This window comes from Streptomyces sp. AMJ-169 (genome assembly GCF_055597585.1).
The window spans coordinates 64,149-91,048 of the sequence record NZ_JBVLTJ010000023.1 but is presented as its reverse complement, the minus strand read 5'-3'; the positions used below and the strand labels follow the sequence as shown (position 1 = coordinate 91,048).

Genomic DNA, 26,900 nt, shown 5'->3' with positions numbered 1-26,900 from the left:
TCACCTCCGGTCATTCAGTGGCTCTGGCCGCAGCGGCTTGACTTGTTAGGCACGCGAGATGTCTCTCGGAAAGCTCTCGCGAACCTCTTGGCAGGCGCGGGCCGGAACGAGTGGGAGCGCTCCCACTCCCGCACCTCCCAGAGAAGACCGGTCCCATCGGCCCGTCAAGACGTACGACGCCACTTCCTGAGCGGAGGGGGGATCAGCTGCGCCGCAGCAGCCGTCGCAGGCCGAAGAAAGCGGCGCATACGAGGGCGATGGCGACGGCGCCCTTGGTGACCCCGTCGCCGGCAGCGTCACTCTCCCCGGAGGCGGCCGAACTGCCTTCCTTCGCGGGGGACTTGCTCGCACCCGGGGCGTCGCGGGCGACGACGCCGCTCTGTGAACCCTCGCTGCCGTAAAGGAGTTCGGTGCCGTCGGTGGAGTAGGTGAGGGACTCGCCCTGCCGTTGGAGGGGGACGTCCAGCTGGCCCGTCTTCTCGATCTTCCCGTCGTTCCAGTCGTAGGCGATGCCGCCGAAGTAGCCGCGTACGGCGAGGTGTTGGCCGTCCGGGGAGAAGGCGGCGTCGGTGGCCCAGAGGTCGACCGGGGCGATGGGGCGGAAGGTGTTGGTGCCGGTCGGGGAGAGCTGGGCGGGGCCCTCGTACAGGTGGCCGCCCTCCTCCTTCTTGTCGATGATGTACACCCGGCCGGTCTTCGGGTGGACGGCCATCGACTCGGCGTCGCGGCCTCCGTCGGTGTACTTGACGATGTACTGCGTCGCGCGGACCGTCTGGTCCTTCAGCTCCTTCGGCTCGGGGAGCCGGTAGATCCAGACGTAGGGCCAGCGGCCGTCGAAGTTGTCGCCGATGTCGCCGACGTAGAGCTGGTTGTCGGGGCCGATGGAGATCGCCTCCACGTCGCGTGGGGTGCCGATGCCGCTGAGGGTGACCGTGGCGACCGTCTCGCCGGTGGCGCTGTCGACGGCGTAGATCTGGGGGCCGTAGCCGCTGTCGTTGTGCGTCCAGTACACCCCCGGGTGGAGACGGGAGGCGGCGAGGCCGCTGGACTCGGTGATGCGGGAGTCCTTGATCGTGAACCCGCCGTCGGCTGCGGAGGCGGGGGCGGCGAGGGCTCCGGTGGCGAGGGCTCCGGCGAGGAGGGGGCCGGCGGCGAGGAGGACGAACGGTCGGCGCATGGGTCCAGCGTGCCATCTTGCGGGCGGGGCCCTTAAGGGACGGGGCCTCAGAGGGCTTAGGGGGCTTCCCCTTAAGGGACGGGAACCCTAGGTGCTGGGGCTGGGGAACCCTTAGGGGCCGGCCCTCTCAGGGGCACCCTTACGGGACCGGCTCCCCTAGGTGTCGGGGTTCACATCCCGCCACGGGCTGTGATCGTCCATCATGAGCGGATGCTCAGGTTCATGCCCGTCGGTGACTCCATGACGATCGGCAGCGCGGGCGACCACACGTGGCGGTACCGGCTCTGGCGGCACCTGTGTGCCACCTACGGCGGCCCCTTCACGCTGGTCGGCCCCCGCGAGACGTTGTACGACAAGGAGGCCGAGGCCCCCGTCTCGTACGCGTACGCCGACCCGGAGTTCCCCTCCGGGCACCTCGCCGGCTGGGGCGAGGGGTGGATGCACATGGCCCCGCTGATCGGGGAGGCGGTGCGCGCGCACCGGGCGGACGTCCTGCTGGTGTCCCTGGGTCTGATCGACCTGGGTTTCTACACGAACGCGGAACAAACGGCGGAGAACGTTCGTTCCTTCATCAAAGCCGCCCGAACGACCAACCCGCGCATCAGCATCGTCATCCTCCCCGTCATCCCCAACATCCGAGCCACCGCCGACCCCGACTTCGCCGAACAGGTCGACCTCTTCAACACCCTCCTGGAGAAAGCCACCCTGGACCTGGACGAACCGAACTCCTCCCTCCTCCTGGCCTCGATCCCGCGCGGATACGACATCGACCTGGACACGTACGACGGCACGCACCCGAACACGAGCGGCGAGCACCGGCTGGCGGGGGCGTTCGCGGAGGCGATGTACGAGGAGTGGGGGTTGGGCGAGGAGTACGAGGGGGGCAGGGGCTGACCGGGGCACAGGTGTACGGCCCCCGAGGGCCCGTGCGTGACCTGATCACCGTACGTATCGTTGTACCGCACGGCTGCACCTGGACGCGGGCAGCCGGGAGGAGTGCCACGATGACCGTCCTCGGCAACGGGATCGCGACAGCTCAGGATCGCGGCACGAGTCAGCTCGACGAGTGGTTCGAGCAGCTCGAGAGGATGCCCGTCCCCGGGGGATACACGGTCGACATCGTCGAGGGGAGCATCTGCATGGCGCCGAAGGAAGACACCCATTGGGCCATCGTCCGGCGCATCGTACGAGCCCTCGAAGACCGGTTCGGGATGGACGTCACCGTCCTCTCGGACGTCCGCGTGGACTTCCCCGGTGACAAGAACGGCTTCTGCCCGGACGTGGTCAAGATGCGCGACTCCGCCAAGAGGCAGAACGGCCGCTGGCGTTGCGAGGACGTCGAGTTCGTCGCCGAGGTCATCTCGAAGGGCACGGCCGCCAACGACTACGGCCCCAAACTCACCGCCTACGCCACCGCCGAAGTCCCCGTCTACCTCATCGCCGACCCCTACCAGGGCCGCTGCAACGTCTATACGGACCCGGCGGCGGGCGCCTACGCCAAGATGCTGCGGGTCGACTTCGGCAAGGACGTCGACCTGACCGGCACGGTCGTCGACCTGATCCTCAAGACCGACGGCTTCCCCCGCGACTGACCGCCGGCGATGACCGAGAGCAACAACACGAGCCGGCTCGACGAGTGGTTCGACCGGCTCGAAAAGATGCCCGCCCCCGAGGGCTACAAAGTCGAGATCATCGAGGGCTGCGTCCACATGACGCCGAAGGAGGAGGCCCGTTGGGAGATCGTCATGGACCTCTGCGAACAGCTGCGGGCCAAGTACCCCTTGAAACGCGTGCTGTCGGACGTCCGGGTCGACTACCCGGGCCACCTCAACGGATTCGCGACCGACCTGACCCTGCTGACCGAAACCGCGGCCAAGTCAGCGCGTGAGCAGTGGAGTTACGAGGACGTCGAGTTCGTCGCCGAAGTCGTCTCCAAGGGTACGGCCGCCCACGACTACGGCCCCAAACTCACCGCCTACGCCACCGCCGAAGTCCCCGTCTACCTCATCGCCGACCCCCACCAAGGCCGCTGCCACGTACACACCGCGCCCGCCCACGGCAAGTACACCCAGACGCTGCGGGCCGACTTCGGCAGGGACCTCGATCTGACCGGGACGCCCCTCGAACTCACCCTCAGAACAGCCGAGTTCCCCCGAGGCCGGTCGTGCGCCGCCCCGGGGGCACCCCAACTCCCGCTCTAGAACATCGTGTTGCCGTTAGCCGAACTCTCCGGCACGTCCTGCACGACATCCCAGTGCTCGACGATCTTCCCGCCCCGCACCCGGAACAGGTCGACGATCGCCTGGCCCCGCTCGCCGGGGGCCGGGATGTAGTGGCTGTGGACGGCCACCAAGTCCCCTTCCGCGACAACCCTCTTGGGCTCGACCCGCAGCTGGGGGAACTGGGCGAAGTAGGCGCCGAGGCCGGCCTTCACGCCGTCGGCGCCGTTGGGGATGTTGGGATTGTGCTGCTGGTAGTCGCCGCGCCAGTACCGGTCGACGGCGCTGACGTCCTTCTTCACCAGCAACTCCCCGAACGCCTTCGCCACGAGCCGCTTGTTGTACGAGGTCGCCCACGCCGGTCCGGGCTGCTCGGTGCGCGGCCAACTCACCGTCGAGAACATGTCGTTGCCGTTGGCCGACGCCTCCGGGACGTTCTGTACGACGTCCCAGTGCTCGGCGATCTTCCCGCCCTGGAAGCGGAAGATGTCGAAGACGGCGCTGCCCTTGGTCCCGGGCGTCAGGACCACGTTGGAGTGGACGACGACCAAGTCCCCTTCGGAAATAACCCTCTTGATGTCGTACCGGAGCTCGGGGAACTGCTGGTGCAGCGCCCCGGCGAGGTTCTTCAGGGTGGCGGCGCCGTCGGGCGCGGAGGGGTTGTGCTGGATGTAGTCCGGCCGGACATAGCGGTCCACGACCGAGCCGTCCCCCTGCTCGAACACCCCCTTGAGCACCTTCGCGGCGACCTCCTTCTGGTACGCCAGCCGGAACGGGGACGCGACAGCGGCAGGCCGGCCGCCATGACCAGAAGAGGCCAGCGCGGGCGCGGCGACCCCGACGGTGAGCGCGGCTGCGGCGAGCGCGGCGACGAGAGCCCTGCGGGCGGACGTGGTGGGGGACACGGTGACTCCTCCGGAACGAGTCCAGCTCGAACGAGATCCAGCTTGAACTTTCAAGCTCCCCCGATACTAACCACACGAAAGCACTAACCACCAGAGAGCGCCCCGACCCACCCCCGCGAAGCCCTTGATTCGAGTCCACTCCACGCCGTTGGCTACGTCCATGAAGTACACACAGCTCGGCCGCACCGGTCTCAAAGTCAGCCGCCTCGTCCTCGGCACCATGAACTTCGGCCCCCAGACCGACGAGCCCGACAGCCACGCGATCATGGACGCGGCGCTCGACGCGGGCATCAACTTCTTCGACACCGCCAACGTCTACGGCTGGGGCGAGAACAAGGGCCGCACGGAAGAGATCATCGGCAACTGGTTCGCGAAGGGCGAGGGCCGCCGCGAGAAGGTCGTCCTCGCGACGAAGGTGTACGGCGACATGGCGCCCGAGGGCGCCCCCTGGCCCAACCACGACAAGCTCTCGGCGGTCAACATCCGCCGCGCGGTCGACGCCTCGCTGAAGCGGCTGCGCACCGACCACATCGACGTCTACCAGTTCCACCACGTCGACCGCCAGACCCCGTTCGAGGAGATCTGGCAGGCCGTCGACGTCCTGGTCCAGCAGGGCAAGATCCTGTACGCCGGGTCCTCCAACTTCCCCGGCTACAAGATCGCGCAGGCCAACGAGACCGCCGCGCGCCGCGGTTCGCTCGGCCTGGTCAGTGAGCAGTGCCTGTACAACCTCGCCGAACGCCGCGCCGAGATGGAGGTCCTCCCGGCCGCCGAGGAGTACGGCCTCGGCGTCATCCCCTGGTCCCCGCTGCACGGCGGGCTGCTCGGCGGTGTCATCAAGAAGGAGGTCGAGGGCGGCCGTCGCGCCACCGGCCGCGCCGCCGACACCCTCGCCGACCCGGCGAAGCGCGCCCAGCTCCAGTCGTACGAGGACCTCCTCGCCAAGCACGGCGCCGACCCCGGCGAGACCGCCCTGGCCTGGCTGCTCACCCGCCCCGGCGTCACCGGCCCGATCATCGGCCCGCGTACGGCCGGACAGCTGGACTCCGCGGTCCGCGCGGTGGCGGCCGAGCTGAACGAGGACCTGCTGACCGGCCTCGACGAGATCTTCCCGGGGCCGGGGCCGTCCCCGGAGGCGTTCGCCTGGTAGGTCCGGGACTCCCTTAGGGGACGGCGCCCAGCGGTGGACCGGGGCTCCCCTAGGGGACGGCGCCTGAAGCGAACCGGGAGCTGTCCCTTAGGGGGCAGCCGTCCCCTAAGGGCAGCCGCCCCCCTAAGGGCGAACCCTCACCCCCAGCCCCCTAGGGGCACCCACCCCCTCCACCCCCGTCCCCTAGGCTGGGCCCCCGGACCTCGAAGGACGTACGTACACGGGAAGGGCGACCGGGAATGCCGAGCACGGGTGGATCGGGCCCCGCCGCCGCGGTGACAGGCGGCTACACGCTCGTCGAGCGGCTCGGCAGCGGCGGCATGGGCGTCGTCCACCTCGCGCGGTCCGCGTCGGGGCGGCAGGTCGCGGTGAAGGTCGTGCACGCGCAGTACGCGCAGGACGAGGAGTTCCGCGCCCGCTTCCGGCAGGAGGTCGCGGCGGCCCGCCGGGTCAGCGGGGCGTTCACCGCGCCGGTGGTCGACGCGGACCCCGAGGCCGAGGTCCCGTGGATGGCCACGCTGTACGTGCCCGGCCGCACCCTCGCCGAGCTGGTCACCGGCGAAGGACCGCTCGGCGGACGGGAGTTGAGGGTGCTCGCGCTCGGCCTCACCGAGGCGCTGCGCGACATCCACCAGGCCGGGGTCGTGCACCGCGACCTCAAGCCGAGCAACGTCCTGATGGCCGGGGACGGGCCGCGCGTCATCGACTTCGGCATCTCGCGCGCCGCCGACAGCCAGCTCCTGACCGTCACCGGCCGCCTGATCGGCACCCCGCCCTTCATGTCCCCGGAGCAGTTCGTCTCCCCCCGGGACGTCACCGCCGCCTCCGACATCTTCTCCCTCGGCTCGCTCCTGGCCTACGCCGCCACCGGCAACCGCCCCTTCGACGGCGAGAGCCCGTACCTCACGGGCTACCAAGTCATGAACAACGAGCCCGAGTTGAGCTGCGTCCCGCAGCCACTACGGGCGATCGTCGAACGCTGCCTCACCAAGGACCCGGCCTCTCGCCCCCAACTGGCCGAGCTGTACGCCGAGTTCGCCGCCCTCCCGGACGACCCGCCGCTGCCGTCGGCCACGCTCCCCGCCAACTCCCCCGCGACGAAGGCCAGTCAGCCACACGCCCTCGGCCCCTACGACACCACGCACGCCGACGCCGGCGGCACCGACGACACCACCCCGCCCGCCGGTGAAACCCCCCGCAGACGACGCCGGTTCACCGTCCTCGCCCTCGCCTTGGCCGTCCTCTCCGGCGGCACGGCGAGCACCGTGTGGTGGGTCACCTCCAGCACCCCCTCCGTCGCCTCCTTCCAGAACTCCCCCGCCCCCGCCCTCCCCACCGGCTGGCACCCCTGGCGCACGGACCTCAACCAGCCGGTGGCGTCCGTCGACACGGACCGCCTGGTGTCCAACTCGGACTGGGGCTGCCTGACCGACGCCGGTCCAAGTACCGCCACCAGCACGGGAGTCGGCAACACAGCCACCCCAACTTCCTTGTACTGCGCGGGAGTCGGCTTCACGGTCGCCAAGCTCGACCCCGCCACCGGCAAGGTCCTGTGGCGTTACGGCGTGAGCCCGCAGACGGCCCGGCCCGTCGGCCTGCGCGACGGCGTCCTGTACATCTACGAGAAGCCCGACTCCGACACCGTCCGCTGGCAGCTGCTCGCGCTGGACGCCGGGACCGGGAAACGGCTGTGGGCGCACGGGATCGAGGAGGTCGAACCGGCCGTCGTCTTCTCCGGCGGCGCCCTCGCGGTGAGCCCGGGGGACGCGCGGCTGATCGCCCTCTCCAAGACGGGTGAGGTGCTGTGGACGACGAAGTCGGCGTCGGCCTCCGGCACCCACTGCACCCCGCTCGCTCTCGGGGGCGCCCCCTACGGGTTGTGCGCGCGGGCCGACGACCCCACTAAGGGAAACTGGAGCCTGCTCCGCCTCGACCCGGCCGACGGCACCCCGCACGAGATCGCGACGCTCCCCAACGGGGCCGTACCCCTAGGGGTCAGCGGCGGAAAGCTCCTGTTCGCCGAGCCGAAGCTCGCCGCGAGCGGTTTCACCGACCCGCTGGACACCCCGTACCCGGCGCTGCTGAAGGTCGACCCGGCCGCGGGCGCCGTCACCCGGGTCCCGCTGAAGGAGACCCCGCGCGGGACGGTCACCCTCATCGGCGCCACCCTCTACTTCGTCCGCCCCGACGGCACGGTCACCGCCCACAACGTGTCCGACGGCACCCGGGTGTGGGAGCAGGACACGGCGGTCGAGAACCTCTCGAAGCCGGTGTTCTCACCGAAGTACGACAGCCTGCTCCTGGTCAACCGCTACGGCAGAACCATCGCCCTGGACCGCCCGACCGGCGGCGTCGACTGGACGACGGAGAAACTGGACGCCCCCGGCGACTCCCCGGAATCGACGACCCCGACGGCCCTGCTGTTCAAGGACACCCTGATCGCGATCGCCGGCGAAACAGCATTCTCGATCCGCACGGACACCGAGGCCCCCGACCAGACCCCGTCCCCGGCGGGGGGCTGACCCACGCCGGCTCACAGAAGGGGGCCGCCCGCCAAAGAGGCCCGCCCGACAGAAGGGGGCCGCCCGCCGGCAGACCGACCCGGATCACCGGCGGCGGACCGACCGGGCCCGCCCCGCAGAGCCAGAAAGCCTGGCCCGCCGAAGCGGCTCACCCCTCCACAGCAGCCACCCCGCCACCCCGGCTCACCCCTCCGGAGAAGGCCACTCGCTAAAGAGGCTCGCCCGACAGAAGAAGGCCACCGACCAAGAGGCCCGCCCGACAGAAGGGCACCGCCAAAGACAGCTCGCCCAGTAGAAGAGCGCCGCCGCCGAAGACAGCTCGCCCCGCCGGAAAACGCCGCCGCCCAAAACAGCTCGCCCCTCCAAAGAGGCCCGCCCCGCAGAAGAGCGCCGCCACCAAAAACGGCTCGCCCGGCCGAAAACCGCCGCCCGCCAAAGAGGCCCACCCGGCCGAAAAGCGCCGCCGAAGACGGCTCGCCCCGCCGAAAACCGCCACCGCCAAAGAAGCTCACCCCTCCCCAGCAGCCCCCCGCGAGAAGCCCCGTCCGCCCCCTACCTCCCGACCGCCGCCGCCACGGCGACCACAGCGAACATCAATACAAGCGCACCGGCCATGATCCGGTTCCTGGTCTTAGGGTCCACCCGTCGAGCCTAACCGCCCCCGCCGAGCGCCCAGCGCCCGACCACCTCATACCGGGCCCGCTCCCCCGCGACCCCCGAACGCGGCAGCTCACTGCGGACCAGCGCCAGGTCCGCCACCCGCCAGGCCGCCCCCGCGAACTCCCCGAGCAGAGCGGTGAACGCGTCCGCCGCCACCGCCTCCCTGCTGCGCGCGAGCGTCAGATGCGGCCGGTAGTGCCGGTGCTCCGCCGTGTCCACGCCGGCCTTGCGCCCCGCCGCCTCCGCCCGCCCGGCCAGCACCCGCAGCGCGCCGAGATCCCCGCCGGCCCCGGCCCACAGCACCCTGCCGTGCCCGAACTGCCCGCCCCCGCGCACGGCGAGTTCGAAAGGCCCCGCCCGCCGCGCCGCCCCCGCCAGCCGCTCCGCCAGCGCGGGGACGAGGGAGTCGTCGACGTCGCCGTAGAAGGCGAGCGTGAAGTGCCAGCCCGGACGACCGGTCCAGCGCAGCTCTTGCGCACCGGGCAGCGCCCTCAACTCCTCGACAGTGAGCGCGAGTTCAGCGGCCACGGCCTCCGGGGGCAGCACGGCGGCAAAAAGTCTCATGCCGGCGATTGTCCCGCCCCGCATGATGTCCGGCATGAACATAACGATCAGAGCGGGCGCCCCCGACGACCTCCCCGTGATCCTCGCCATGCTGGACAGCGGCGTGCAGTGGCTGACCGCGCAGGGGCGGACGGGGCAGTGGGGGTCGCAGCCGCTGTCGGCGAACCCGAAGACCGTCGAGTCGGTGACGCGGTACATGGCGGAGGGCGAGGTGTTCATCGCGGAGGCGGACGGCGTCCCGGCCGCGACCCTCACCCTCACCGGCGCCCCCGGCCCCTACCTCAGCGCCCTCGTCCCACCGCCCGGCGAGCCCGAGCTGTACATCCACTGGCTGGCCTCGGACCGCCGCTTCAAGGGCCACGGCACCGGCGCGGCCCTCCTCGCCCACGCGGCCGAGCTCGCCCGGAGCCGGGGCATCGCCCTGCTCCGGGTGGACTGCTACGCCGGCGACGACCGCAAGCTGGTCGCCTACTACGAGGCCAACGGCTTCACCCCGACCCACACCTTCACCGTCGGCGCCGACTGGCCGGGCCAACTCCTGGAGCGACGGCTCCCTTAGGCCGCGGGCGCCAGCTCCCCTTCTCGGCTGCCCTCCCTGGGCAGGAACCGCACCCGAGGATGCCCCCCGTTCCAGCCGAACGACAACCGGTATCCGCCGACCCTCGTCAGGACCAGCCCGATCACGACGGCCGCCAGCAGGGCTATCGCCCCGCCGACCGCGAGCCCGGCCCGGACCCCGTACGCGTCGGTGATCCACCCGGCGATCGGCGCCCCCACCGGGGACCCGCCGAGGAAGACCATCATGTACAGCGCCATCACCCGGCCCCGCATCTCGGGGTCGGTGGACATCTGGATGCCGGTGTTGGCGGTGACGTTGACGGTCATCCCGAACATCCCGATCGGGACCATGAACAGGGCGAACAGCCAGAGCGAGGGCGCGAACGCGGCGGCCACCTCGACGGCGCCGAACGCGATGGCGGCGGCGATGAGTATGCGCAGCCGGGATGTGCCGCGCCGGGCGGCGAGGAGGGCGCCGGCGAGGGAGCCGACGGCCATGAGGATGTTGAAGAGGCTGTACGCGCCGGCGCCGGCGTGGAAGACGTCGTCCGCGAAAGCCGAGAGGTAGACGGGGAAGTTGTAGCCGAAGGTCCCGATGAAGCCGACCAGGGCGATGGTCCAGATCAGGTCGGGGCGGCCGGCGACGTAGTGCAGCCCCTCGCGCAGCTGGCCCTTGCCGCGCGGGGCGCGTTTGGCGGGGTACAGCTCACGCGCGCGCATGAGGAGGAGGCCGGCGAGGGGGGCGATGAAGGAGAGGCCGTTGAAGAGGAAGGCCCAGCCGGTGCCGACGCCGGTGATCAGGACGCCCGCGACGGCGGGGCCGACGAGGCGCGCGGACTGGAAGTTCGCGGAGTTCAGACTGACGGCGTTCTGGAGCTGCTCGGGGCCGACCATCTCGGAGACGAAGGACTGGCGGGCGGGGTTGTCGACGACCGTGGCGAGGCCGACGGCGAAGGCGGCGACGTAGACGTGCCACACCTGGACGTGTCCGGAGAGGGTGAGCAGGGCGAGCGCTGTGCCGGTCAGGCCCATCGCGGTCTGCGTGATCAGCAGGATGCGGCGCTTGGGGAAGCGGTCGGCGAGGACTCCGCCGTAGAGGCCGAACAGGAGCATCGGCAGGAACTGGAGCGCCGTGGTGACGCCGACGGCGGTCGCGGAGCCGGTGAGGCTGAGAACCAGCCAGTCCTGGGCGATGCGCTGCATCCAGGTACCGATGTTGGAGACGACCTGCCCCGCGAAGAAGAGCCGGTAGTTGCGCACCTTCAGCGAACTGAACATCGAGGACTTAGAGGACTTAGGGGACTTACGGGACCCCGAGGGCTTACGGGACTCGGACCGCGCACTCTCCGCAGCCGCCGCCTCTGAAGCGGCAGCTTCTTCTGAACTAGTAGGGATGATCGGCGCGGGTGCGGATTCTGCTCCGGGTCCCGAACTCAATGCGGGTCGCCTCCTCTTGTGGACTGCCTTACAGATGCGCGAGCTTCTCCAGTACCGGCGCGGCGGCTCTGAGCTTGGCCCACTCTTCGTCGTCGAGATCCTCGACCAGGCCCGCCAGGAAAGCGTTCCGCTTGCGACGGGACTGTTCCAGCATGCTTTCGGCCTGCTCGGTCTGGGTGACGACCTTCTGGCGCCGGTCCTCGGCGTGCGGCTCCAGGCGGACCAGCCCCTTGGCTTCGAGCAGGGCGACGATGCGGGTCATCGACGGCGGCTGTACATGCTCTTTGCGGGCCAGTTCACCGGGGGTGGCACTGCCACAGCGCGACAGGGTGCCGAGCACCGACATCTCGGTCGGGCTCAGCGACTCGTCGACCCGCTGGTGTTTCAGACGGCGGGAGAGCCGCATCACCGCGGATCGGAGGGCGTTCACGGCGGCTGCGTCCTCAGCGGCCGTGTCGGCATTGAAGGTGTCGTCGGAGTGGTCGAAGTCCGGCATGTCCTTAGCCTACCTCATTACTCTCGCTAAAGACCAGCCGAAACGCCGCGATCCCCCGTTTCACTCATCCGGGTGACAGCTCCGCCGAAGGTCTCCCGCGACCCGAAGCCGTGCCGCGACCCTCGTACGCATGGGGACAAGCGTGCTCAGCCTGCGGATAGACCACGAGCTGCTCGAACGGCTCAAGGTACACGCCGCCAGAAGAGGAATGAGCGTCCAGGACTATGTGGTCCGGACGCTCATTCGGGACGACTTCGACGAGCGGTTCCACGCCGCCGTCGAGGAGACAGAGAAGTTCTACGGGCTCACCTAGGGCACCGAAGTCGCCTGAGAGACCCCACCGGCTCAGGTCAGACCCAGCGCCGGCATCAGGTAGTAGAAGGCGAACACCGCCGACACCACATACATCGCCACCGGAATCTCCTTGGCCCGGCCGGCGGCGAGCCGCAGGACCGTGAAGGCGATGAAGCCCATGCCGATGCCGTTGGTGATCGAGTAGGTGAACGGCATCATCAGCATCGTGATGAAGGCCGGGACGGCGATGGTGTGGTCGGCCCAGTCGATCTCCTTGACCGAGCCGGACAGGATCAGGAAGCCGACCGCGACCAGCGCGGGGGTGGCGGCCTGGGACGGGACCATGGTCGCGATCGGCGTGAGGAACAGCGCGACGGCGAAGAGCGCGCCCGTGACGATGTTGGCGAAACCGGTCCGGGCGCCCTCGCCGACCCCGGCGGTGGACTCGACGTAGCAGGTGGTGGCCGAGGAGGAGGTGGCGCCGCCCGCGACGACCGCGATGCCGTCGACGAAGAGCACCTTGTTGATGCCGGGCATCTGGCCTTCGGCGTCCGTGAGCTTCGCCTCGTCGGAGATGCCCATGATCGTGCCCATGGCGTCGAAGAAGCAGGACAGCAGGACGGTGAAGACGAAGAGGATGCCGGTCAGCACGCCGACCTTGTCGAACCCGCCGAAAAGGCTGACCTTGCCGAGCAGCCCGAAGTCGGGGCTGGCGACGGGGTTGCCGGGCCACTTCGGGGTCGTCAGGCCCCAGGACGGGACCTTCGCGACGGCGTCGATGATCATCGCCAGGACCGTCATGGTGACGATCGAGATGAGGATCGCGCCGGGCACCTTGCGCACGATCAGCGCCAGCGTCAGCAGCGCGCCGAGCACGAAGACGAGAACCGGCCAGCCGACGAGGTGGCCGTCGCCGCCGAGCTGGACCGGGACGGTGGTGTGGGCGGCGTCGGGGATGCGGCTGACGAAGCCGGAGTCGACCAGGCCGATCAGCATGATGAACAGACCGATACCGATGCTGATCGCCTTGCGCAGACCGAAGGGGACCGCGTTCATGACCCGCTCGCGCAGGCCGGTCGCCACCAGCAGCATGACCACGAGACCGGCGAGGACGACCATGCCCATCGCGTCCGGCCAGGACATCCGGGGCGCGAGCTGGAGCGCGACGACCGAGTTCACGCCGAGCCCCGCGGCGAGCGCGATCGGGACGTTGCCGATGACGCCCATGAGGAGCGTGGTGAGCGCGGCGGAGAGACAGGTCGCGGTGACGAGCTGGCCGTTGTCCAGCTGATGGCCGTACATGTCCTTCGCGCTGCCGAGGATGATCGGGTTCAGCACGATGATGTACGCCATCGCGAAGAAGGTCGCGAGACCGCCCCGGATCTCCCGGGACAGCGTGCTGCCGCGTTCGGAGATCTTGAAGTAGCGGTCGAGGGCGCCGGGAGTCGGGGAAGACATCGTTTGGTGGTTCCTACGAAGAGAAGTGGTCACATGTAGTCGGTTTCAGTATGAACATATAGCAGCCGGTGCACCTATCTTCGCGGGTAGATGTGACCGGCTCGTAAACTGACCGCATGGCGAAGTGGACCCCCAAGCACGAGGCGCCGGAGCCCCTGGAGGGGCCCGTGGTCGCGACCATCACCGGCGGGACGATCGTGTGGTTCGTCCTCTTCCTCGCTCAGCTGCCGTTCTACGGCTGGTACGCCGACCACGGCCGCCTCCTGTGGCTGTGGACCTGCCTCGCGGGCACCGGCCTCGGGCTGCTCGGCACGTGGATCGTCCGCCGGCGCGACGCGGCGATCAAACGCCACGCGGCACTCCAGGCGCGGACCGCGGCAGACGGCCCTGTGTAGTACAGGCCCGCTACAACCAGGGCATTACCCGCCTCCTCCCTCAGTCTGATCTTCCGCCTCCTCGGCGGGTGATCCACCCCGTTGGCACGTACCGTCGAGGGCATGGCCCACACCGACGGCATGGCCCATCCCGACGCGGCGGACGACGCTCCGCCCGCCCCAGCCCCGCGCCCCGGCGGGCTGACCACCGCCGAGGTCGCGGAACGCGTCGCGCGCGGCGAGGTCAACGACGTCCCCGTGCGCAGCAGCCGCTCGCTCGGGGAGATCGTCCGGGCGAACGTCTTCACCCGGTTCAACGCGATCATCGGCGTGCTCTGGCTGATCACGCTGGCGGTGGCGCCGATCCAGGACGGCCTGTTCGGGTTCGTGATCCTCGCCAACACCGGGATCGGCATCATCCAGGAGTGGCGGGCCAAGCAGACCCTGGACTCGCTCGCGGTGATCGGCGAGGCGCGGCCGACGGTCCGGCGCGACGGGGCGGCCGTCGGGATCGCCACCTCGGAGATCGTCCTGGACGACCTGATAGAGATCGGCCCCGGCGACAAGATCGTCGTGGACGGCGTCTGCGCGGAGACCGACGGGCTGGAGATCGACGAGTCGCTGCTGACCGGCGAGGCCGACCCGGTCGTCAAACGCCCCGGCGATCCGGTGATGTCGGGCAGTTTCGTGGTCGCGGGCGGCGGCGCGTTCCGGGCGACGAAGGTGGGCCGCGAGGCGTACGCCGCCCAACTCGCCGAGGAGGCCTCCCGGTTCACGCTCGTCCACTCGGAGCTGCGGACGGGTATCTCGACGATCCTCAAGTACGTGACGTGGATGATGGTCCCGGCCGCGATCGGCCTTGTCATCACCCAACTCATCGTCAAGGAGAACGACTTCAGGTCCTCCGTCGCCCGCACGGTCGGCGGCATCGTCCCGATGGTCCCCGAGGGTCTGGTCCTGCTGACGTCGGTCGCGTTCGCGATCGGGGTGATCCGGCTGGGCCGACAGCAGTGCCTCGTCCAGGAGTTGCCCGCGATCGAGGGCCTGGCCCGGGTCGACACCGTGTGTCTCGACAAGACCGGCACCCTCACCGAGGGCGGCATGGACGTCACCGAACTCCGGATCCTGGACGGCCAGGAGGAGGGGTACGTCCGCCAAGTCCTGGGCGCCCTGGGCGAGTCGGACCCGCGCCCCAACGCCTCCCTCCAGGCCGTGATCGACGCCTACCCGGACGCCGCCGACTGGCGCTGCACCGAGTCGCTGCCCTTCTCCTCGGCCCGCAAGTACAGCGGCGCCAGCCTCAGCGAGGGCAACGGCGAGACCAGCACCTGGCTGCTGGGGGCCCCGGACGTCCTGCTGGACGCGGCCGACCCGGCGCTGGCGGAGACCGAGCGCCTCAACGAACAGGGCCTGCGCGTCCTGTTGTTGGCCCGCGCCCGCCGTGAGCTGGACGACCCCGAGGTGGCCGCCGGCCTCGAACCGGCCGCCCTCGTCGTCCTGGAGCAGCGGCTGCGCCCCGACGCGGCGGACACCCTGCGCTACTTCGCCGAGCAGAACGTCCGGGCGAAGGTCATCTCCGGCGACAACGCGGTGTCCGTCGGCGCGGTCGCCGGAAAGCTCGGGCTGACCGGCACGGCCGTCGACGCCCGCGGGCTCCCCTCCGGGCAGGAGGAGATGGCGAAGGCGCTGGACGAGGGCACGGTGTTCGGGCGGGTGACTCCGCAGCAGAAGCGGGAGATGGTCGCCGCCCTCCAGTCACGCGGGCACACCGTCGCGATGACCGGCGACGGCGTCAACGACGTCCTCGCCCTGAAGGACGCGGACATCGGCGTCTCGATGGGCTCCGGTTCCGAGGCCACCCGGGCGGTCGCGCAGATCGTGCTGCTCGACAACAGCTTCGCGACGCTGCCCTCGGTGGTCGCGGAGGGCCGGCGGGTCATCGGGAACATCACCCGGGTGGCGACGCTGTTCCTGGTGAAGACCGTGTACTCGGTGCTGCTCGCCCTGCTCGTGGTCTGCTGGCAGGTCGAATACCCGTTCCTGCCACGGCACTTGACCCTGCTGTCGACGCTGACGATCGGCATCCCGGCGTTCTTCCTCGCCCTCGCCCCCAACAAGGAACGCGCGCGGCCCCACTTCGTACGGCGGGTGATGCGGTACTCGATCCCGGGCGGGGTGATCGCCGGGGTCGCGACCTTCGTGTCGTATCTGATCGCCCGTCACCACTACACGGGCGCCGACGCGTTGGACGCGGAGACCAGTGCGGCGACGCTCACGCTGTTCCTGGTCTCGATGTGGGTGCTCGCGGTGATCGCGCGACCGTACACGTGGTGGCGGGTGCTGCTGGTGATGGCGATGGGGCTGGCGTTCGTCGTGGTGCTGGCGGTCCCCTGGCTCCAGCACTTCTTCGCGCTGAAGCTGGTGGGGACCACCATGCCGTGGATCGCCGTGGGGATCGCCGTGGTGGCGGCGGCCGTCCTCGAACTCGCGTGGAGGTGGGTCGACCGCCGCTGGCCGGCTTAGTTCTAGCGGACGGTGACGTAGACGGCGGCCGAAGCGGTCGCCGACGTCACGGAGTTGCCGGTGAAGTTGTAGCGGTAGTAGCCGCTGGCGGTGGCCTTGGCCGTGGTGCTGAGGGCGCCCTTGGCCGTCGTCTTGACGGTCTTCAGGGTCGTCCAGGCGGTGGCGCCGGACTTCTTGTACTGGAGCTGCACGGACTGGGTGCCGTACACGCCGTACTTGTTGGTGTCCCAATTGGCGCGGGTCAGCGTGGACTTGAGCGTGACGGTCGCGTTCTTCTTGACCGTCTTCGCGCTCACGGTGGCGGTGGCGAGCTTGGCGGAGCGCAGCAGCTTGACGGCGCCGAGGTCACCCTGCCAGGTGGGGTTCTTCTCGTCGACGGCGAGCCCGCCGGCCTTCCACGCACCGGCCTCCTCATTGATGAGGTCGCCGGCGGATATGTTGAACGCGAGGGTCGCGGTGCAGTTCAGGACGGTCGTCGAGGCGGCCTTGCAGGTGCCCGGCTCGTCACTGATGAAGATGTCGGACGGCTTGCTGACCGTCGCGCCGCGGTAGATCAGGGGCCCGGTCTCGAAGGAGTCGGTGCTCAGGTTCGCCGGCTTGGTCACGGTGTAGGTGACGGGCACGGACAGCTTGCCCGTCGCCCCGGCGACGATCGCCGCGCCCTTGTTGAACTTGAGGTTGGAGAAGGTCACCTTCGGTCCTGCGGCGGCCGGAGCGGCCTGCGCGGCAGGGACGGCGAGGGCGGAAAGGGCCACGGCGCCCAGAACGGCGACCGTGGCGGTGGCGCGAATGCGCATGTGCGTTCCCCAGTTGGGATGAATGATCAACGAGTCTGTTGACTCGCTGATCAGACCCACGGGGGATGCGAAAAGTTGTAGAAGGTTGAAGAGTATTGGTGAACTTTTTTTCTGGACCCGCTGTTCAGTCGAACCAGCGGTCCCGCGCCAGCTCCCCCGTCCGCGACGGATCCTCCAGCAGCGCCGCCACCTCGAACCGCCGGGGCCACTGCCCCGCCGCCCACGCGAGCCCCGCCGCGACCCCCTCCAGGGTCGCCGCGTGCAGCACCCCGTCGTCGCTCAGCCGCCAGTCGATGCCGACCCCGCCGACGATCAGCTCGTCGTGCTCGACGTACGACGTGGGCGTCCGCGCCCCCAGCAGCACCGCGACCGACTCGGGCACGTCGTGCTCGGTGCCCTCCGAGTCGACCTCCCCGGTGGCGGACTCGCTCAGCCGCCGCACCTGGAACAGCTCCGCCAACTCGGCGGCCCGCGCGGGCCGTACGGGCAGCAGCGGGGTGCCGCCGGTGAAGGGGAGCAGGTCGGGGGAGTCGACGACGACGGCGTCGGCGGCGTCCACGACCTCGACGTCCCCGTCGACGACCGCCCGCAACTCCTCGGGCAGTGTGACCTGTTCGGGGTCGAGGTCGGCCAAGGCGCTGTAGAGCCCGTGCAGTTGGGCTCCGCTGACGTCGCGCTCCGGGTCGGCGAGCCGGTCGAGGAGTTCGGCGGCGCCGCCGGGCTCGTCGAGGAGGGCGGGTACGGAGGTCCGGACTCCCAGGGCCCGCAGGACCTGTTCGTCGTCGAACCCGGTCGCGTCGGCCTCGTCGTACAGACCGCGCAGCAGCGGGTCGCCGCCGGCCGCGAGGAGGCCGGCGGGGCGGCGGCCGTCGAGGACGGGGTGGCCGCGCAGCCACCAGGCGGTGTAGGAACGGACGATCTCGTGGGTGCCGTCGGGGAGGAGGACGCGCAGCGGCTGGATGAGGGCGTCGCGCAGTGGCGGCTGCGCCAACAGGGCCAGTGCTTCGGGCCACTTGTCCTCGTCGACGAGGTCCAGGTCGCGCACGGCGATCAGTTCCGTGGCGACCGGCGGGACCGGGGAGTCGGGGAAGCGGTCCAGGATGTCCTCCGCCCACACGTCGACGGCGTCCAGCAGCCCGGCGTCGTCCGGTTCGGCGAAGTCCCCCTCGCGGGGCTCCAGTTCGTCGGGGTCGAGGACCACGTCCGTGGCGCGGACCAAGGCGAAGTCGGCGAGCACTCCGCAGGCGGTGAGCGGCTGTGCGCCCCACTTGTCGGCCAACTCGGGGTCGACCTCGGCGAGTTCGCCTTCGCGGATGACCTGTGCGAACGGGCTGCCGGGGAGGACGAGTTCGCCCGCGGGGGCGAGTTCGCCGTCCTCGTCGGGGAGGGCGAGGGCGCCGAGCCAGGGTTCGTCGCCGGGTTCGAGTCCGGCTTCACGCACGAGGGCGAGGACCGTCTCCGCCAGTTCCTCGGCGTCCGGGGCGTCGTCGTCCCAGGCGCCGCCGTCCTCGTCCAGGGAGGCGGCAACGGCGTTGCGGACCTGGGGAGTTGTGAGGATCGCGCGCGGGGAGGCGGGGAGGGCGCCGAGCTTCTCCAGGAGGGGGTGCGCGGCGTCCTCGTGCGCGACCTTCAGTCCGAGCCGGGCGAGGGTCTCGGGGTCGGTGGCGGTGTCGGGGAGCGGGAGCAGCACCTGACGGGGGCCGATGGCGGTACGCCCGTCGGAGAGGGGGACGGGGAGCCCGGAGAGCCGGTCGGGGTCGACCCCGGCGAGGCTGTCGTAGAGCCGGTACCACCAGCCGGGGTCCTTCTCCAGCCCGGCGAGCCGGTCGATGACGTCCGCGAGCGAAAGCCGCACGACCCCCAACGTCCGCAGCTCGACCCGGCGTTCGAGACCGACGGGGAGGAGGGTGGGGAGAACTTCGGCGAGCACCTGGACGGTGTCGGACCCGGCACCTTCGACGACTTCGGCGTCCCGGGGGCGGAGGGTTGGGGGGAGGGCGTCGAGGGGTTCGGGGTCTTCCTCGGGAAGCCGGAGGGAATCGGAGAGAGGGGAACCGGAGCTGGGCGAGCCGGAGTTGGCGGAGCCGGAGCCGGCAGCAGCCGAACCGGAATCGGCAGCAGCAGAGCCAGAGTTGGCGGCAGCGGAGCCGGAGTCGGCAGCAACGGCGTGCAACCCCTCCGCAACTCCGAACGCCGGACCGGCCGTCTCGCCACCGCCCGCCGCCGAAGCAGCCGCCCCCACCCCCACCGCCCGCGGCAAAAACGCCGTCCCCGGCAGCCTCTCCAAGATCGCCAGCCGCAGCGCCCCATCCAGCTCCCCCTTCCCCAAAGGTCCGGGCACCAGATCGATGACCCCCACCCCCACCGGCCGCCACCCCGCCAGCAGCTCGGCGTACACATCGGCCGCCCGCTGGACCAGGAAGTCCGTCAAAGGACCCGGCGCCGTCCGGCGCCGTGCCGTGTCCAGCGGGAAGGAGCCGATCAGCAGCGCCGGTACCCCTAGGGGCTCGTCGCTCGGGGTCGGGGCGTGCAGGACCGGTGCGGTGCGGGCCCTTACGGGTTCCCCCTGGGGGTCCACCGGCACCGCCCACGTCAGCGACCAGTGCGGCCGCAGCCGTTCCTCGACCGGGCGGTCGGCCAGCAGCTCCGGGGCGGTGGCGCCGTGCGCGGAGAGGGTGCGCCAGGCCGTCGTGCCGTCCCGCGAGTCCTCCACGACCGTCAAGGCGGCGTCGGTGCGGCGGCGCAGGGTGCGGGGCGCGGCGTCCCCGTTCTCGATGACGACCTCCGCCAGGCCGGAGAGGGTGAGGAGGAGGCTGTCGTCGACGGCGTCGAGGAGGCGGGCCGCGAGATCGGCGGCGGCGCTGTCCCTTAGGGGAAGGATCACGGCCGTGTCGTAGGGGTCCGGAGCCGTGCCCTCGGCGGCGTACGGCAGGCGCAGGACCGGGACGTGGCCGTCGCGGCGGCGGATCTCGTCGCCGAGGCCGGGGCTGTGCCGCGCGACGCCGGCGGCGAGGTCGCGGGCCTCGGCGAGCGACCAGCGCACGCCCCCGTGCCGCCCGACCACGGCCGGCTCGTCGGTGACCGCGAGCACCGCCGCGAAGCCGACGCCGAAGCGGCCGACGGACGGCGTGTCCCGCTTGGCGGAGGCGCGGAGGGTGGACAGCGACTCCACCCCCGCCGCGTCCAGCGGCGCACCGGTGTTCGCGGCGACGAGGACACCTTCGCGGAGCGTGAGCCGCAGCCGCCCGGGAACACCCGCGCGGGCGGCGGCGTCGGCGGCGTTCTGGGCGAGTTCGACGACGAGCCGGTCCCGGTACCCGCCGAGCACGAGGTCTTCCTCGGCGTTGGCGTCCTCCCGGAAGCGGGCGGGGCTGGTGGCCCAGGCGTCCAGGACACCGCGCCGCAGCCGTGCCGTGCCGAAGGGGTCGGCCCCCTCCGCTGCGGGCCGCACGAAGTTGCTCACGTTCACTCTCCTCATCGGCGTGAGGAGACCGTACCGCCCCGGTGTCGTGGGCACGCACTCCAGGATTGAATGTGAATATTCATAGACCTATTGCTTGGGCGAATTAATTCATGCATTCTGTCGCCACCTCAACACCACCAGCCGCCGGGAGACAGGCATGGCATCAGGTGCGACGACACAAGGGGCGCCGGCTTCGGCCGCGGTGGACCAGGCGGCGACGGAGCCCCTCACCGGATTCCATCTGCGGGTGACGGCGACCACATTCGGGGCGAACTTCTCCGACGGCTACGCCCTGGGCATCATCGGCGCGGTCCTGCCGGTGCTCACCACGACCATGAACCTGTCGGGCGTGTGGCAGGGCCTGCTGGGCGCCTCGGCGCTGATCGGCCTGTTCTTCGGCAGCATCCTGCTCGGCCGGGTCGCCGACATGATCGGCCGGCAGAAGCTGTACCTGTACAACTTCGTGCTCATCGCGATCGCCTCGGCGGCCCAGTTCTGGGCGCACGACCCGATGACCCTGTTCCTGCTGCGCCTGGTGATCGGCTTCGGCCTCGGCGCGGACTACGCCGTCGGCCCGACGCTGCTCTCCGAGTTCGCCCCGCGCCGGCTGCGCGGCGTCCTGCTGGGCTCGCTGACCGTGCTGTGGACGGTCGGCTACGTCGTCGCCAACATCCTCGGCACCTACCTCCCGATCAGCGACGACGCGGCGCACTGGCTGCTGGCCAGCGGCTCGCTGCCGGCCCTGCTGGTGCTGCTGCTGCGGATCGGGATACCCGAGTCGCCGAGCTGGCTGGCCTCCCGGGGCCGCACCGAGGAGGCGGCGGAGATCCGGCGCACGTACCTCGGCCAGACCGTCACCGCGCAGGAGCTCGCGACGACGCCCAAACCGGCCGCCCGCTACCGGGAACTCTTCGCCCCCGGGCAGGCGACGAAAACATGGTTCGGCGTGCTGTTCTACAGCGCCCAGGTGCTGCCGTACTTCGCGATCTACACCTTCATGTCGCAGATCCTCGGCACCCTGCGGATCTCGGACGCCGACACCCAGAACCTGGTGCTCAACATCGCGCTGCTGCTGGGCGGGGTGATCGGGCTGTGGCCGGTGCAGCGGATGGGACGGCGCCCGTTCACGATCGTCACGTTCGCGATCCTCGCGGTCAGCCTCGGGGCGATGGCCGTGTTCAGCGGCGCCTCCGGCTGGGTGCTGATGGTGCCGTTCCTCGTCTACACCTTCGTGATGTCGGCGGCCTCCAACATCACCCAGGTCTATCCGGCGGAGCTGTTCCCCACGGCGCTGCGCGGCTCCGGCGTCGGCTTCCTCAACGGCACCAGCCGCATCGCCTCCGCGATCGGCACGTTCGTCCTGCCGGTCAGCCTGGACAGCCTCGGCGTCGGCTGGTCGATGGGCTGGCTGGCCCTGGTCCTGCTGCTCGGTACGGTCGTCAGCATGGCGTGGGCGCCGGAGACCCGGGACACCCTCACCGCCGAAGAGTGGGCCCACTGATGCCCGCCCCGGCCCTGACCCTGGACGGCCGCTCGCTCACCCCGTCCGACGTCGCCGCCCTCGCCCGGGGCGCGGCCACCCCCCGCCTCGACGCCAAGGCCCGCCGCCGGGTCGCCGAGGCCCGCGAGAGCGCCGTACGGATCACCGCCCGCCGCCGGGTCTACGGCTACACGACGGGCGTGGGCGCCAACCGGACGACGACGGTTCCGCAGCAGGGGACCGCCGACACCTTCGGGATGCGGCTGCTGCGCAGTCACAGCGGCGGCGTCGGGGCGGTCGTACCGGACGACGAGACGCGGGCGATGCTCGCGGTGCGGCTGAACCAGTTGCTGGGCGCGGGCTCGGCGATCGACGTCGCGGTCCTGGACACCCTCGCCGAGGCGCTCGCGGGCGGCCATCTGCCGACGGTGCACGCCCTGGGCGCGATCGGCACCGGCGACCTCTCCGCGCTGGGCGAGCTGGGCCTGACCCTGGCGGGCGAACGCCCCTGGCGCGGCGGGACGGGTCCAACTCCCGCTCCCCTGACCCTGACCCGCTGGGACGCGCTCCCCCTGATGTCCAGCGGCGCCCTGACGATCGCCCAATCGGCCCTGGCCGCCACCGACTTGGGCCGCCTGCTCGACCAGGTCCCGCTGGTCGCCGCGCTCACCCTGACCGCCGTACGCGGCTCCACCGAGCCGTACGCCGCCGCCGTGCACGACCGCCGCCCGCACCCCGGCGCGCAGCGGCTCGCGGCACGGATGCGGGAGCTGCTGGCACCGGCGGACTGGGAACCCCCGCTGGTCCAGGACCCGTTCGGCCTGCGCTGCCTGCCCCAGGTGCACGGCGCGGCGCTCGACGCGTGGTCGGCGCTGGACGAGGTGCTGTACGTCGAGATCAACGCCGCCTCCGAAAACCCTCTGCTGGACGTGGAGTCGGACGACTACCACCACCACGGCGGCTTCCATCTGGCACGTCTCGCCCTGGCGTCGGACCAGTTCCGGCTGGGCCTGCTGGCGACGGCGGAGCTGTCCACAACTCGCCTGGGAATCCTGGTAGAACCGGCCTTCACGGGCCTGCCGCCTTTCCTGGCCGAGGACTTGGACGGCAGCAGCGGCGTGATGATCACCGAGTACGCCGCCCAGTCCGCGCTGGCCGAACTCCGGGGCGCCGCCCAGCCGGTGACGCTCGGGCACGCGGTGATCTCGCGCGGCGTCGAGGAGCACGCGAGCTTCGCGTCCACCGGGGCGCGGCGGCTGCGGGAGTCGGTGGAGCACTTCGGTCTGGTGCTTGGGTGCGAACTCGTGGCGGCGGTACGGGCGTTGCGGATGCGAGGGGTCGTACCGGCCGGGGAGCTGGGGGAGTTCTACGCGCGGGCGGCGGCGCGGCTCGATCCGTCCGTCGCGGACCGGAACCTCACGGGGGATGTGGAGGCGGCGGCGGAGCTGCTCCTGATGTTCACCGGGGGGTCATGATCCTTTGCTCGCCGATGACCTGAACGACGGCCGGTTCAGGGACCGTTGGATCATGTACACCCCCCACTCCCTTTCGGCCGAATCTTCACATGCCGGCCGTGAACTGTGCCCGCTGGAATCCTTCTACCTGATGCCGCGCACCCGGGTCATGCTGGCGTCCATGGCGCACGGTGACCTGGACGAAAAGCTGCTCGCCGAGGCGTTCGCCGCCAAGGTGGCCGAACACCCGTCACTGCGCTCCCGGGTCGTCACCGAGGACGGCCGCCCCGCCTTCAGACCGCTGCCTCCCGACGAGGAACCCGTCCTCGACATCGCGCCGAACACCCCAGGAGCGCTCGACGCGGAGTGGAACGTCCTGCTGCCGCCGGACGGCCCCCTGGTCCGGGCACGGCTGCTGACCAGCGGCGCCGAACACATCCTCTTCCTCGCCGCCGACCACCTGGTCTGCGACGGCCGCAGCATCCTCGCCCTCCAGGCCGGCATCTGGGACACCTACACCGACCTGGTCGAACAGCGCCCGGCCCCCGAACGCCGACCCCACGACTTCCCCCCTCCCGTGTCGGAACTCCTGCCCCCGGCCGCCACCGAGGAGGTGAAGGCGTACGCGGACCGCCTCGCCGCCGAGGTCCGCCGCCACCCCGTCTCCGTCCTGCCCTACGAGGCGGAGAACGGCGCCCACCCCGCCGGGACCGTACGCGTCCGCCGCGTCCTGCTCGACGCCGACACCACCGAGCGGCTGAACGGGCGCCTGCGGGAGGCCGGTACGTCAGCCCACGGCCTGGTCAGCGCGGCGACCCTGCTGGCCGTCCGCCGTCGGCTCGGGGGCGCTCCGGGCCCCCTGGTCCTGGGCTGCTCGTACCCGGTCGACCTGCGCCGCAAGCTGCGCCCCAAGCTGGCGCCCGAGGCCCTGACCCCGGCCGTCACCTCGTGCACGGCGCTGGTGACGGTGGACCACGACACCGATCCGCTGCTGCTCGCCGACGCGATCACCGATCATGCGCGCGGGTTCGTCCGGAGGGGTGAGTACGCGCAACAGGCGCAGGTCATCAAGCACATGGCGGACCATCCCGAGCTGATGGTCTCGTCCGCCCTGTCGACCAACGTCGGCACCATCCCCGCCCCGCGCCTGCCCGCAGGCCTGCGCCTGACCGACCAGCGGGCGATCGCCGCACTCGACGACTACTTCCCGGAGACGGGGCAGGGCGCCGTGATGGCGTGCAGTTTCGTGTTCGAGGGCCGGCTCCAGATCGACCTCCCGTACAGCCCGAACTGCTTCAGCGATGAGCAGATCGAGGAGATCGGGGAGGGGGTGGAGGGGGTGTTGAGGGCTTGGGCGGCCGGGGGGTCTGACGGCGCCTGAGGTGACGGGGCAGCTACGCGCGAAGGGGCCCTTGGGTGGGCCCCTTCGTTCACTGTGCGGCGTAGGTGAGGAAGTCTGTCCAGGTGCGGGGGGTGAGGACGAGGGTGGGGGTGTCGTCGGTGTAGCGGCTGTACTTGGTGTCGCGGATGTGGATGGTGCTGGGGGTGTTGGCGACCTCGATGCAGTCAGCGGGGTTGTTGGTGTCGCTGTAGCTGCTCGTGAACCAGTTGAGGGCGACCTCGACGCAGTCGTTCGGGTTACTGGTGTCGCTGTAGCTGCTCGTGAACCACGCCAGCCCGGAGGAGTCACCGGTCGTGGACTTGCGGATCATGTCTCTCCCAGCAGTCGTTCGATGAAGACCCGTGACTCCTGGACGGTCAGGGCCTCGCCCCGGATGATGCCATAGCTCATATCGACGATCATCAGTTGTTTCGGATCGTCCACAGGGCGGCCGCCGAACCTGGTATCCATCCGCCCGACCGCCGTACCGTCCGCGAACTTCAGTACCTGAATGCGCCCTCCCACCCCCGGGTGGTCCCAACGCTCTATCGGCATCACCTGAATCTCGACGTTGCGCAATTGCCCTACGCCCAGGAGGTGTTCGAGCTGCCTGCGCCACACCATCATGCCCCCGATCGGGCGCTTCAGCGCCATCTCCTCCAGGATGAAGCTGAGTTGCGGGGCGGGCGAGCGTTCGAAGATTGACTTGCGCACCATGCGGCTGGTCAGCGCCGACTCCAGCTCGCCATCCGAGAGCAGGGGGCGCCATGTCTTCAGCAACGCCCTCGCGTAGTCATCGGTCTGGAGCAGGCCGTGGAGGGCGTGGCTGCCGTAGGACTGCAACTCCACCGCCTTGGCCTCCAACCTCGTGAGGTTCCGGATCTCCTTCGGATACCGGACCCTCTTCACGTCCTCCCACATCGCCGAGACAAGCCCGTTCGCTTCCAGGAGTTCGTCGACGCTGTCGAGGTAGGACTGCTTCGGGATACGCGCTCCGGACTCGATCTTGTACACCATGTCCTCGCTGTACCCGATCGACCTGCTGAACTCGGCGACCCGAATCCCCTTCGCCTCGCGCCGCAGCTTCAACTGCCTTCCTACGCTGACGAGTACCTGCTTCCCCCACTCGTCGTCCGGATCGACTTCCCAGCCCGGCTCGTCCTCCTCGGCCGCCAGCCTGTCCGCGTCACCGTCAGCACTCATCCTCACCCCTCGGTCGCACGACTCTGTACCCGCCGCCACTACCCCGCACCCCGCCTCGACCAGCACGACACGATTGGACAGCGATTGGACAGTCGCTCTACGTAGCCGCGACCTGACTGAAAAGGTAAGCGCATCCGGCCACGCTGAGTGGCGTGAACCAGAAAACTCCCCCGCCCTCAAAGCCACGCCAACTCCCCACCCCCCACCGGAGTTTCAGCGTCCAGCTCTCCCCCACCCGCCGAGGCGCCCGCCTGGCCCGACTCCTCGGTACGGAGCAACTCCGGTCCTGGGACCTCCCCTTGGACCCCGCCCGCCAGGTCATCGCCGAACTCGCCAACAACGCGTTCCTGCACGGACATATCCGGGGCCGGGACTTCCTGCTCCACCTCCAGGACTTCGGCAGCACCCTCCGCATCGAGGTCGCCGACACCCGCGCGGAACGGCTCCCCCTCCCCCAACTCCCGCCGCACGACTCCGAGTCGGGTCGCGGCCTCACGATCGTCCAGGCACTCACCACTGCTTGGGGGGTCGACGAGGGGCCGCGCCCACGCAAGACGGTCTGGGCCGAAGTCGCGCTGCCTGTACCGGAGTCGGCGTGGCGGGGTTCCGGCGGCAAGGGAGTTGGGGGCGCACGGGTGGCTGCGGCAGGCGGCAACGACAGCAGAAACGATACTATTTGAGGAAAATCAGTAATCCGCCCGCATGCTGAGATCCGCTCACCTACCGTGAGTCCCGTTGATCTCGCGTTCGGCGACGATCCGCCCGGCCAAGAGGGGGGAATCGGG

23 protein-coding genes are annotated in these 26,900 nt (G+C 70.4%); 13 read left to right on the top strand and 10 right to left on the bottom strand.

Going from position 1 to position 26,900, the window contains the following annotated elements; genetic code table 11:
• Positions 1 to 202 precede the first annotated feature (202 nt).
• Positions 203 to 1,177, bottom strand: a complete 975-nt coding sequence (locus ACYUD3_RS36285; protein ID WP_470979971.1) for a YncE family protein — start codon at positions 1,175 to 1,177, stop codon at positions 203 to 205.
• A gap of 210 nt (positions 1,178 to 1,387) precedes the next feature.
• Between ACYUD3_RS36285 and ACYUD3_RS36280 the strand changes: the two genes are divergently transcribed.
• The 3 genes from ACYUD3_RS36280 (at position 1,388) to ACYUD3_RS36270 (ending at position 3,378) form a co-directional block, all read left to right on the top strand.
• Complete coding sequence (locus ACYUD3_RS36280; protein WP_470979968.1) at positions 1,388 to 2,071, top strand: GDSL-type esterase/lipase family protein; 684 nt, start codon at positions 1,388 to 1,390, stop codon at positions 2,069 to 2,071.
• 110 nt (positions 2,072 to 2,181) lie between these two features.
• The gene (locus tag ACYUD3_RS36275; protein WP_470979965.1) at positions 2,182 to 2,769 is read left to right on the top strand and encodes a Uma2 family endonuclease; all 588 of its coding nucleotides are present in this window, start codon (positions 2,182 to 2,184) and stop codon (positions 2,767 to 2,769) included.
• A 9-nt stretch (positions 2,770 to 2,778) separates the two neighbouring features.
• Positions 2,779 to 3,378 carry a Uma2 family endonuclease gene (locus ACYUD3_RS36270; RefSeq protein WP_470979962.1) on the top strand — a complete coding sequence of 200 codons (600 nt, stop codon included), beginning with the start codon at positions 2,779 to 2,781 and terminating at the stop codon, positions 3,376 to 3,378.
• On the opposite strand, the gene ACYUD3_RS36265 is transcribed toward ACYUD3_RS36270, so the two are convergent.
• Positions 3,375 to 4,301 carry a nuclear transport factor 2 family protein gene (locus ACYUD3_RS36265; RefSeq protein ID WP_470979959.1) on the bottom strand — a complete coding sequence of 309 codons (927 nt, stop codon included), beginning with the start codon at positions 4,299 to 4,301 and terminating at the stop codon, positions 3,375 to 3,377. The genes ACYUD3_RS36270 and ACYUD3_RS36265 overlap by 4 nt on opposite strands.
• 160 nt (positions 4,302 to 4,461) lie before the next feature.
• Here ACYUD3_RS36265 and ACYUD3_RS36260 point away from each other — a divergent pair, with 160 nt between their 5' ends.
• A complete protein-coding gene (locus tag ACYUD3_RS36260) occupies positions 4,462 to 5,451 on the top strand; it encodes an aldo/keto reductase (protein WP_470979956.1) in 990 nt (329 codons plus the stop codon).
• A gap of 239 nt (positions 5,452 to 5,690) precedes the next feature.
• Complete coding sequence (locus tag ACYUD3_RS36255) at positions 5,691 to 7,973, top strand: protein kinase domain-containing protein (protein WP_470979953.1); 2,283 nt, start codon at positions 5,691 to 5,693, stop codon at positions 7,971 to 7,973.
• 651 nt (positions 7,974 to 8,624) lie between these two features.
• Here the strand turns inward: ACYUD3_RS36255 and thpR are convergent.
• A complete protein-coding gene (gene thpR / locus ACYUD3_RS36250; RefSeq protein WP_470979951.1) occupies positions 8,625 to 9,197 on the bottom strand; it encodes an RNA 2',3'-cyclic phosphodiesterase in 573 nt (190 codons plus the stop codon).
• 34 nt (positions 9,198 to 9,231) lie between these two features.
• Between thpR and ACYUD3_RS36245 the strand changes: the two genes are divergently transcribed.
• On the top strand, positions 9,232 to 9,756 hold the full coding sequence (locus tag ACYUD3_RS36245) for a GNAT family N-acetyltransferase (protein ID WP_470979948.1): 525 nt from the start codon (positions 9,232 to 9,234) through the stop codon (positions 9,754 to 9,756).
• Here the strand turns inward: ACYUD3_RS36245 and ACYUD3_RS36240 are convergent.
• Complete coding sequence (locus ACYUD3_RS36240) at positions 9,753 to 11,033, bottom strand: MFS transporter (protein WP_470979945.1); 1,281 nt, start codon at positions 11,031 to 11,033, stop codon at positions 9,753 to 9,755. The genes ACYUD3_RS36245 and ACYUD3_RS36240 overlap by 4 nt on opposite strands.
• A 187-nt stretch (positions 11,034 to 11,220) precedes the next feature.
• The gene (locus tag ACYUD3_RS36235) at positions 11,221 to 11,688 is read right to left on the bottom strand and encodes a MarR family winged helix-turn-helix transcriptional regulator (RefSeq protein ID WP_470979942.1); all 468 of its coding nucleotides are present in this window, start codon (positions 11,686 to 11,688) and stop codon (positions 11,221 to 11,223) included.
• 130 nt (positions 11,689 to 11,818) lie between these two features.
• On the opposite strand from ACYUD3_RS36235, the gene ACYUD3_RS36230 reads away from it, so the two are divergent.
• The gene (locus ACYUD3_RS36230; protein ID WP_470979939.1) at positions 11,819 to 12,001 is read left to right on the top strand and encodes a ribbon-helix-helix protein, CopG family; all 183 of its coding nucleotides are present in this window, start codon (positions 11,819 to 11,821) and stop codon (positions 11,999 to 12,001) included.
• A gap of 32 nt (positions 12,002 to 12,033) precedes the next feature.
• Here the strand turns inward: ACYUD3_RS36230 and ACYUD3_RS36225 are convergent, their stop codons facing one another.
• Positions 12,034 to 13,440 (bottom strand): NCS2 family permease, encoded by a 1,407-nt coding sequence (locus ACYUD3_RS36225; RefSeq protein ID WP_470979936.1) that lies wholly within the window; start codon positions 13,438 to 13,440, stop codon positions 12,034 to 12,036.
• A 116-nt stretch (positions 13,441 to 13,556) separates the two neighbouring features.
• On the opposite strand from ACYUD3_RS36225, the gene ACYUD3_RS36220 reads away from it, so the two are divergent.
• Together ACYUD3_RS36220 and ACYUD3_RS36215 are read left to right on the top strand one after the other, a co-directional pair.
• Entirely contained in the window at positions 13,557 to 13,835 is a 279-nt protein-coding gene (locus ACYUD3_RS36220; protein ID WP_470979933.1) for a DUF2530 domain-containing protein, read from the top strand.
• Between the two features lie 120 nt (positions 13,836 to 13,955).
• The gene (locus tag ACYUD3_RS36215) at positions 13,956 to 16,337 is read left to right on the top strand and encodes an HAD-IC family P-type ATPase (RefSeq protein ID WP_470979985.1); all 2,382 of its coding nucleotides are present in this window, start codon (positions 13,956 to 13,958) and stop codon (positions 16,335 to 16,337) included.
• Between the two features lie 2 nt (positions 16,338 to 16,339).
• Here ACYUD3_RS36215 and ACYUD3_RS36210 read toward each other — a convergent pair whose 3' ends face one another.
• A complete protein-coding gene (locus tag ACYUD3_RS36210; RefSeq protein ID WP_470979930.1) occupies positions 16,340 to 17,134 on the bottom strand; it encodes a hypothetical protein in 795 nt (264 codons plus the stop codon).
• Between the two features lie 124 nt (positions 17,135 to 17,258).
• Positions 17,259 to 20,597, bottom strand: coding sequence for a sacsin N-terminal ATP-binding-like domain-containing protein (locus tag ACYUD3_RS36205; RefSeq protein ID WP_470979927.1), 3,339 nt, complete (start codon positions 20,595 to 20,597; stop codon positions 17,259 to 17,261).
• A gap of 157 nt (positions 20,598 to 20,754) precedes the next feature.
• Here ACYUD3_RS36205 and ACYUD3_RS36200 point away from each other — a divergent pair, with 157 nt between their 5' ends.
• From ACYUD3_RS36200 to ACYUD3_RS36190, 3 genes are read left to right on the top strand one after another with little or no spacing between them, the layout of a single operon-like run.
• A complete protein-coding gene (locus ACYUD3_RS36200) occupies positions 20,755 to 22,098 on the top strand; it encodes an MFS transporter (RefSeq protein WP_470979924.1) in 1,344 nt (447 codons plus the stop codon).
• The gene (locus tag ACYUD3_RS36195) at positions 22,098 to 23,552 is read left to right on the top strand and encodes an aromatic amino acid ammonia-lyase (protein WP_470979921.1); all 1,455 of its coding nucleotides are present in this window, start codon (positions 22,098 to 22,100) and stop codon (positions 23,550 to 23,552) included. Before ACYUD3_RS36200 ends, ACYUD3_RS36195 begins: the two co-directional genes overlap by 1 nt.
• 52 nt (positions 23,553 to 23,604) lie before the next feature.
• Positions 23,605 to 24,912, top strand: coding sequence for a phthiocerol/phthiodiolone dimycocerosyl transferase family protein (locus ACYUD3_RS36190; protein ID WP_470979918.1), 1,308 nt, complete (start codon positions 23,605 to 23,607; stop codon positions 24,910 to 24,912).
• Between the two features lie 49 nt (positions 24,913 to 24,961).
• Here the strand turns inward: ACYUD3_RS36190 and ACYUD3_RS36185 are convergent, their stop codons facing one another.
• Positions 24,962 to 25,243 carry a DUF397 domain-containing protein gene (locus ACYUD3_RS36185; protein ID WP_470979915.1) on the bottom strand — a complete coding sequence of 94 codons (282 nt, stop codon included), beginning with the start codon at positions 25,241 to 25,243 and terminating at the stop codon, positions 24,962 to 24,964.
• Positions 25,240 to 26,115: a helix-turn-helix domain-containing protein gene (locus ACYUD3_RS36180; RefSeq protein ID WP_470979982.1), complete on the bottom strand. Its 876-nt coding sequence runs from the start codon at positions 26,113 to 26,115 to the stop codon at positions 25,240 to 25,242. Before ACYUD3_RS36180 ends, ACYUD3_RS36185 begins: the two co-directional genes overlap by 4 nt.
• A 152-nt stretch (positions 26,116 to 26,267) precedes the next feature.
• Here ACYUD3_RS36180 and ACYUD3_RS36175 point away from each other — a divergent pair, with 152 nt between their 5' ends.
• Positions 26,268 to 26,795, top strand: a complete 528-nt coding sequence (locus tag ACYUD3_RS36175; RefSeq protein ID WP_470979912.1) for an ATP-binding protein — start codon at positions 26,268 to 26,270, stop codon at positions 26,793 to 26,795.
• The last annotated feature ends 105 nt before the right edge of the window (positions 26,796 to 26,900 follow it).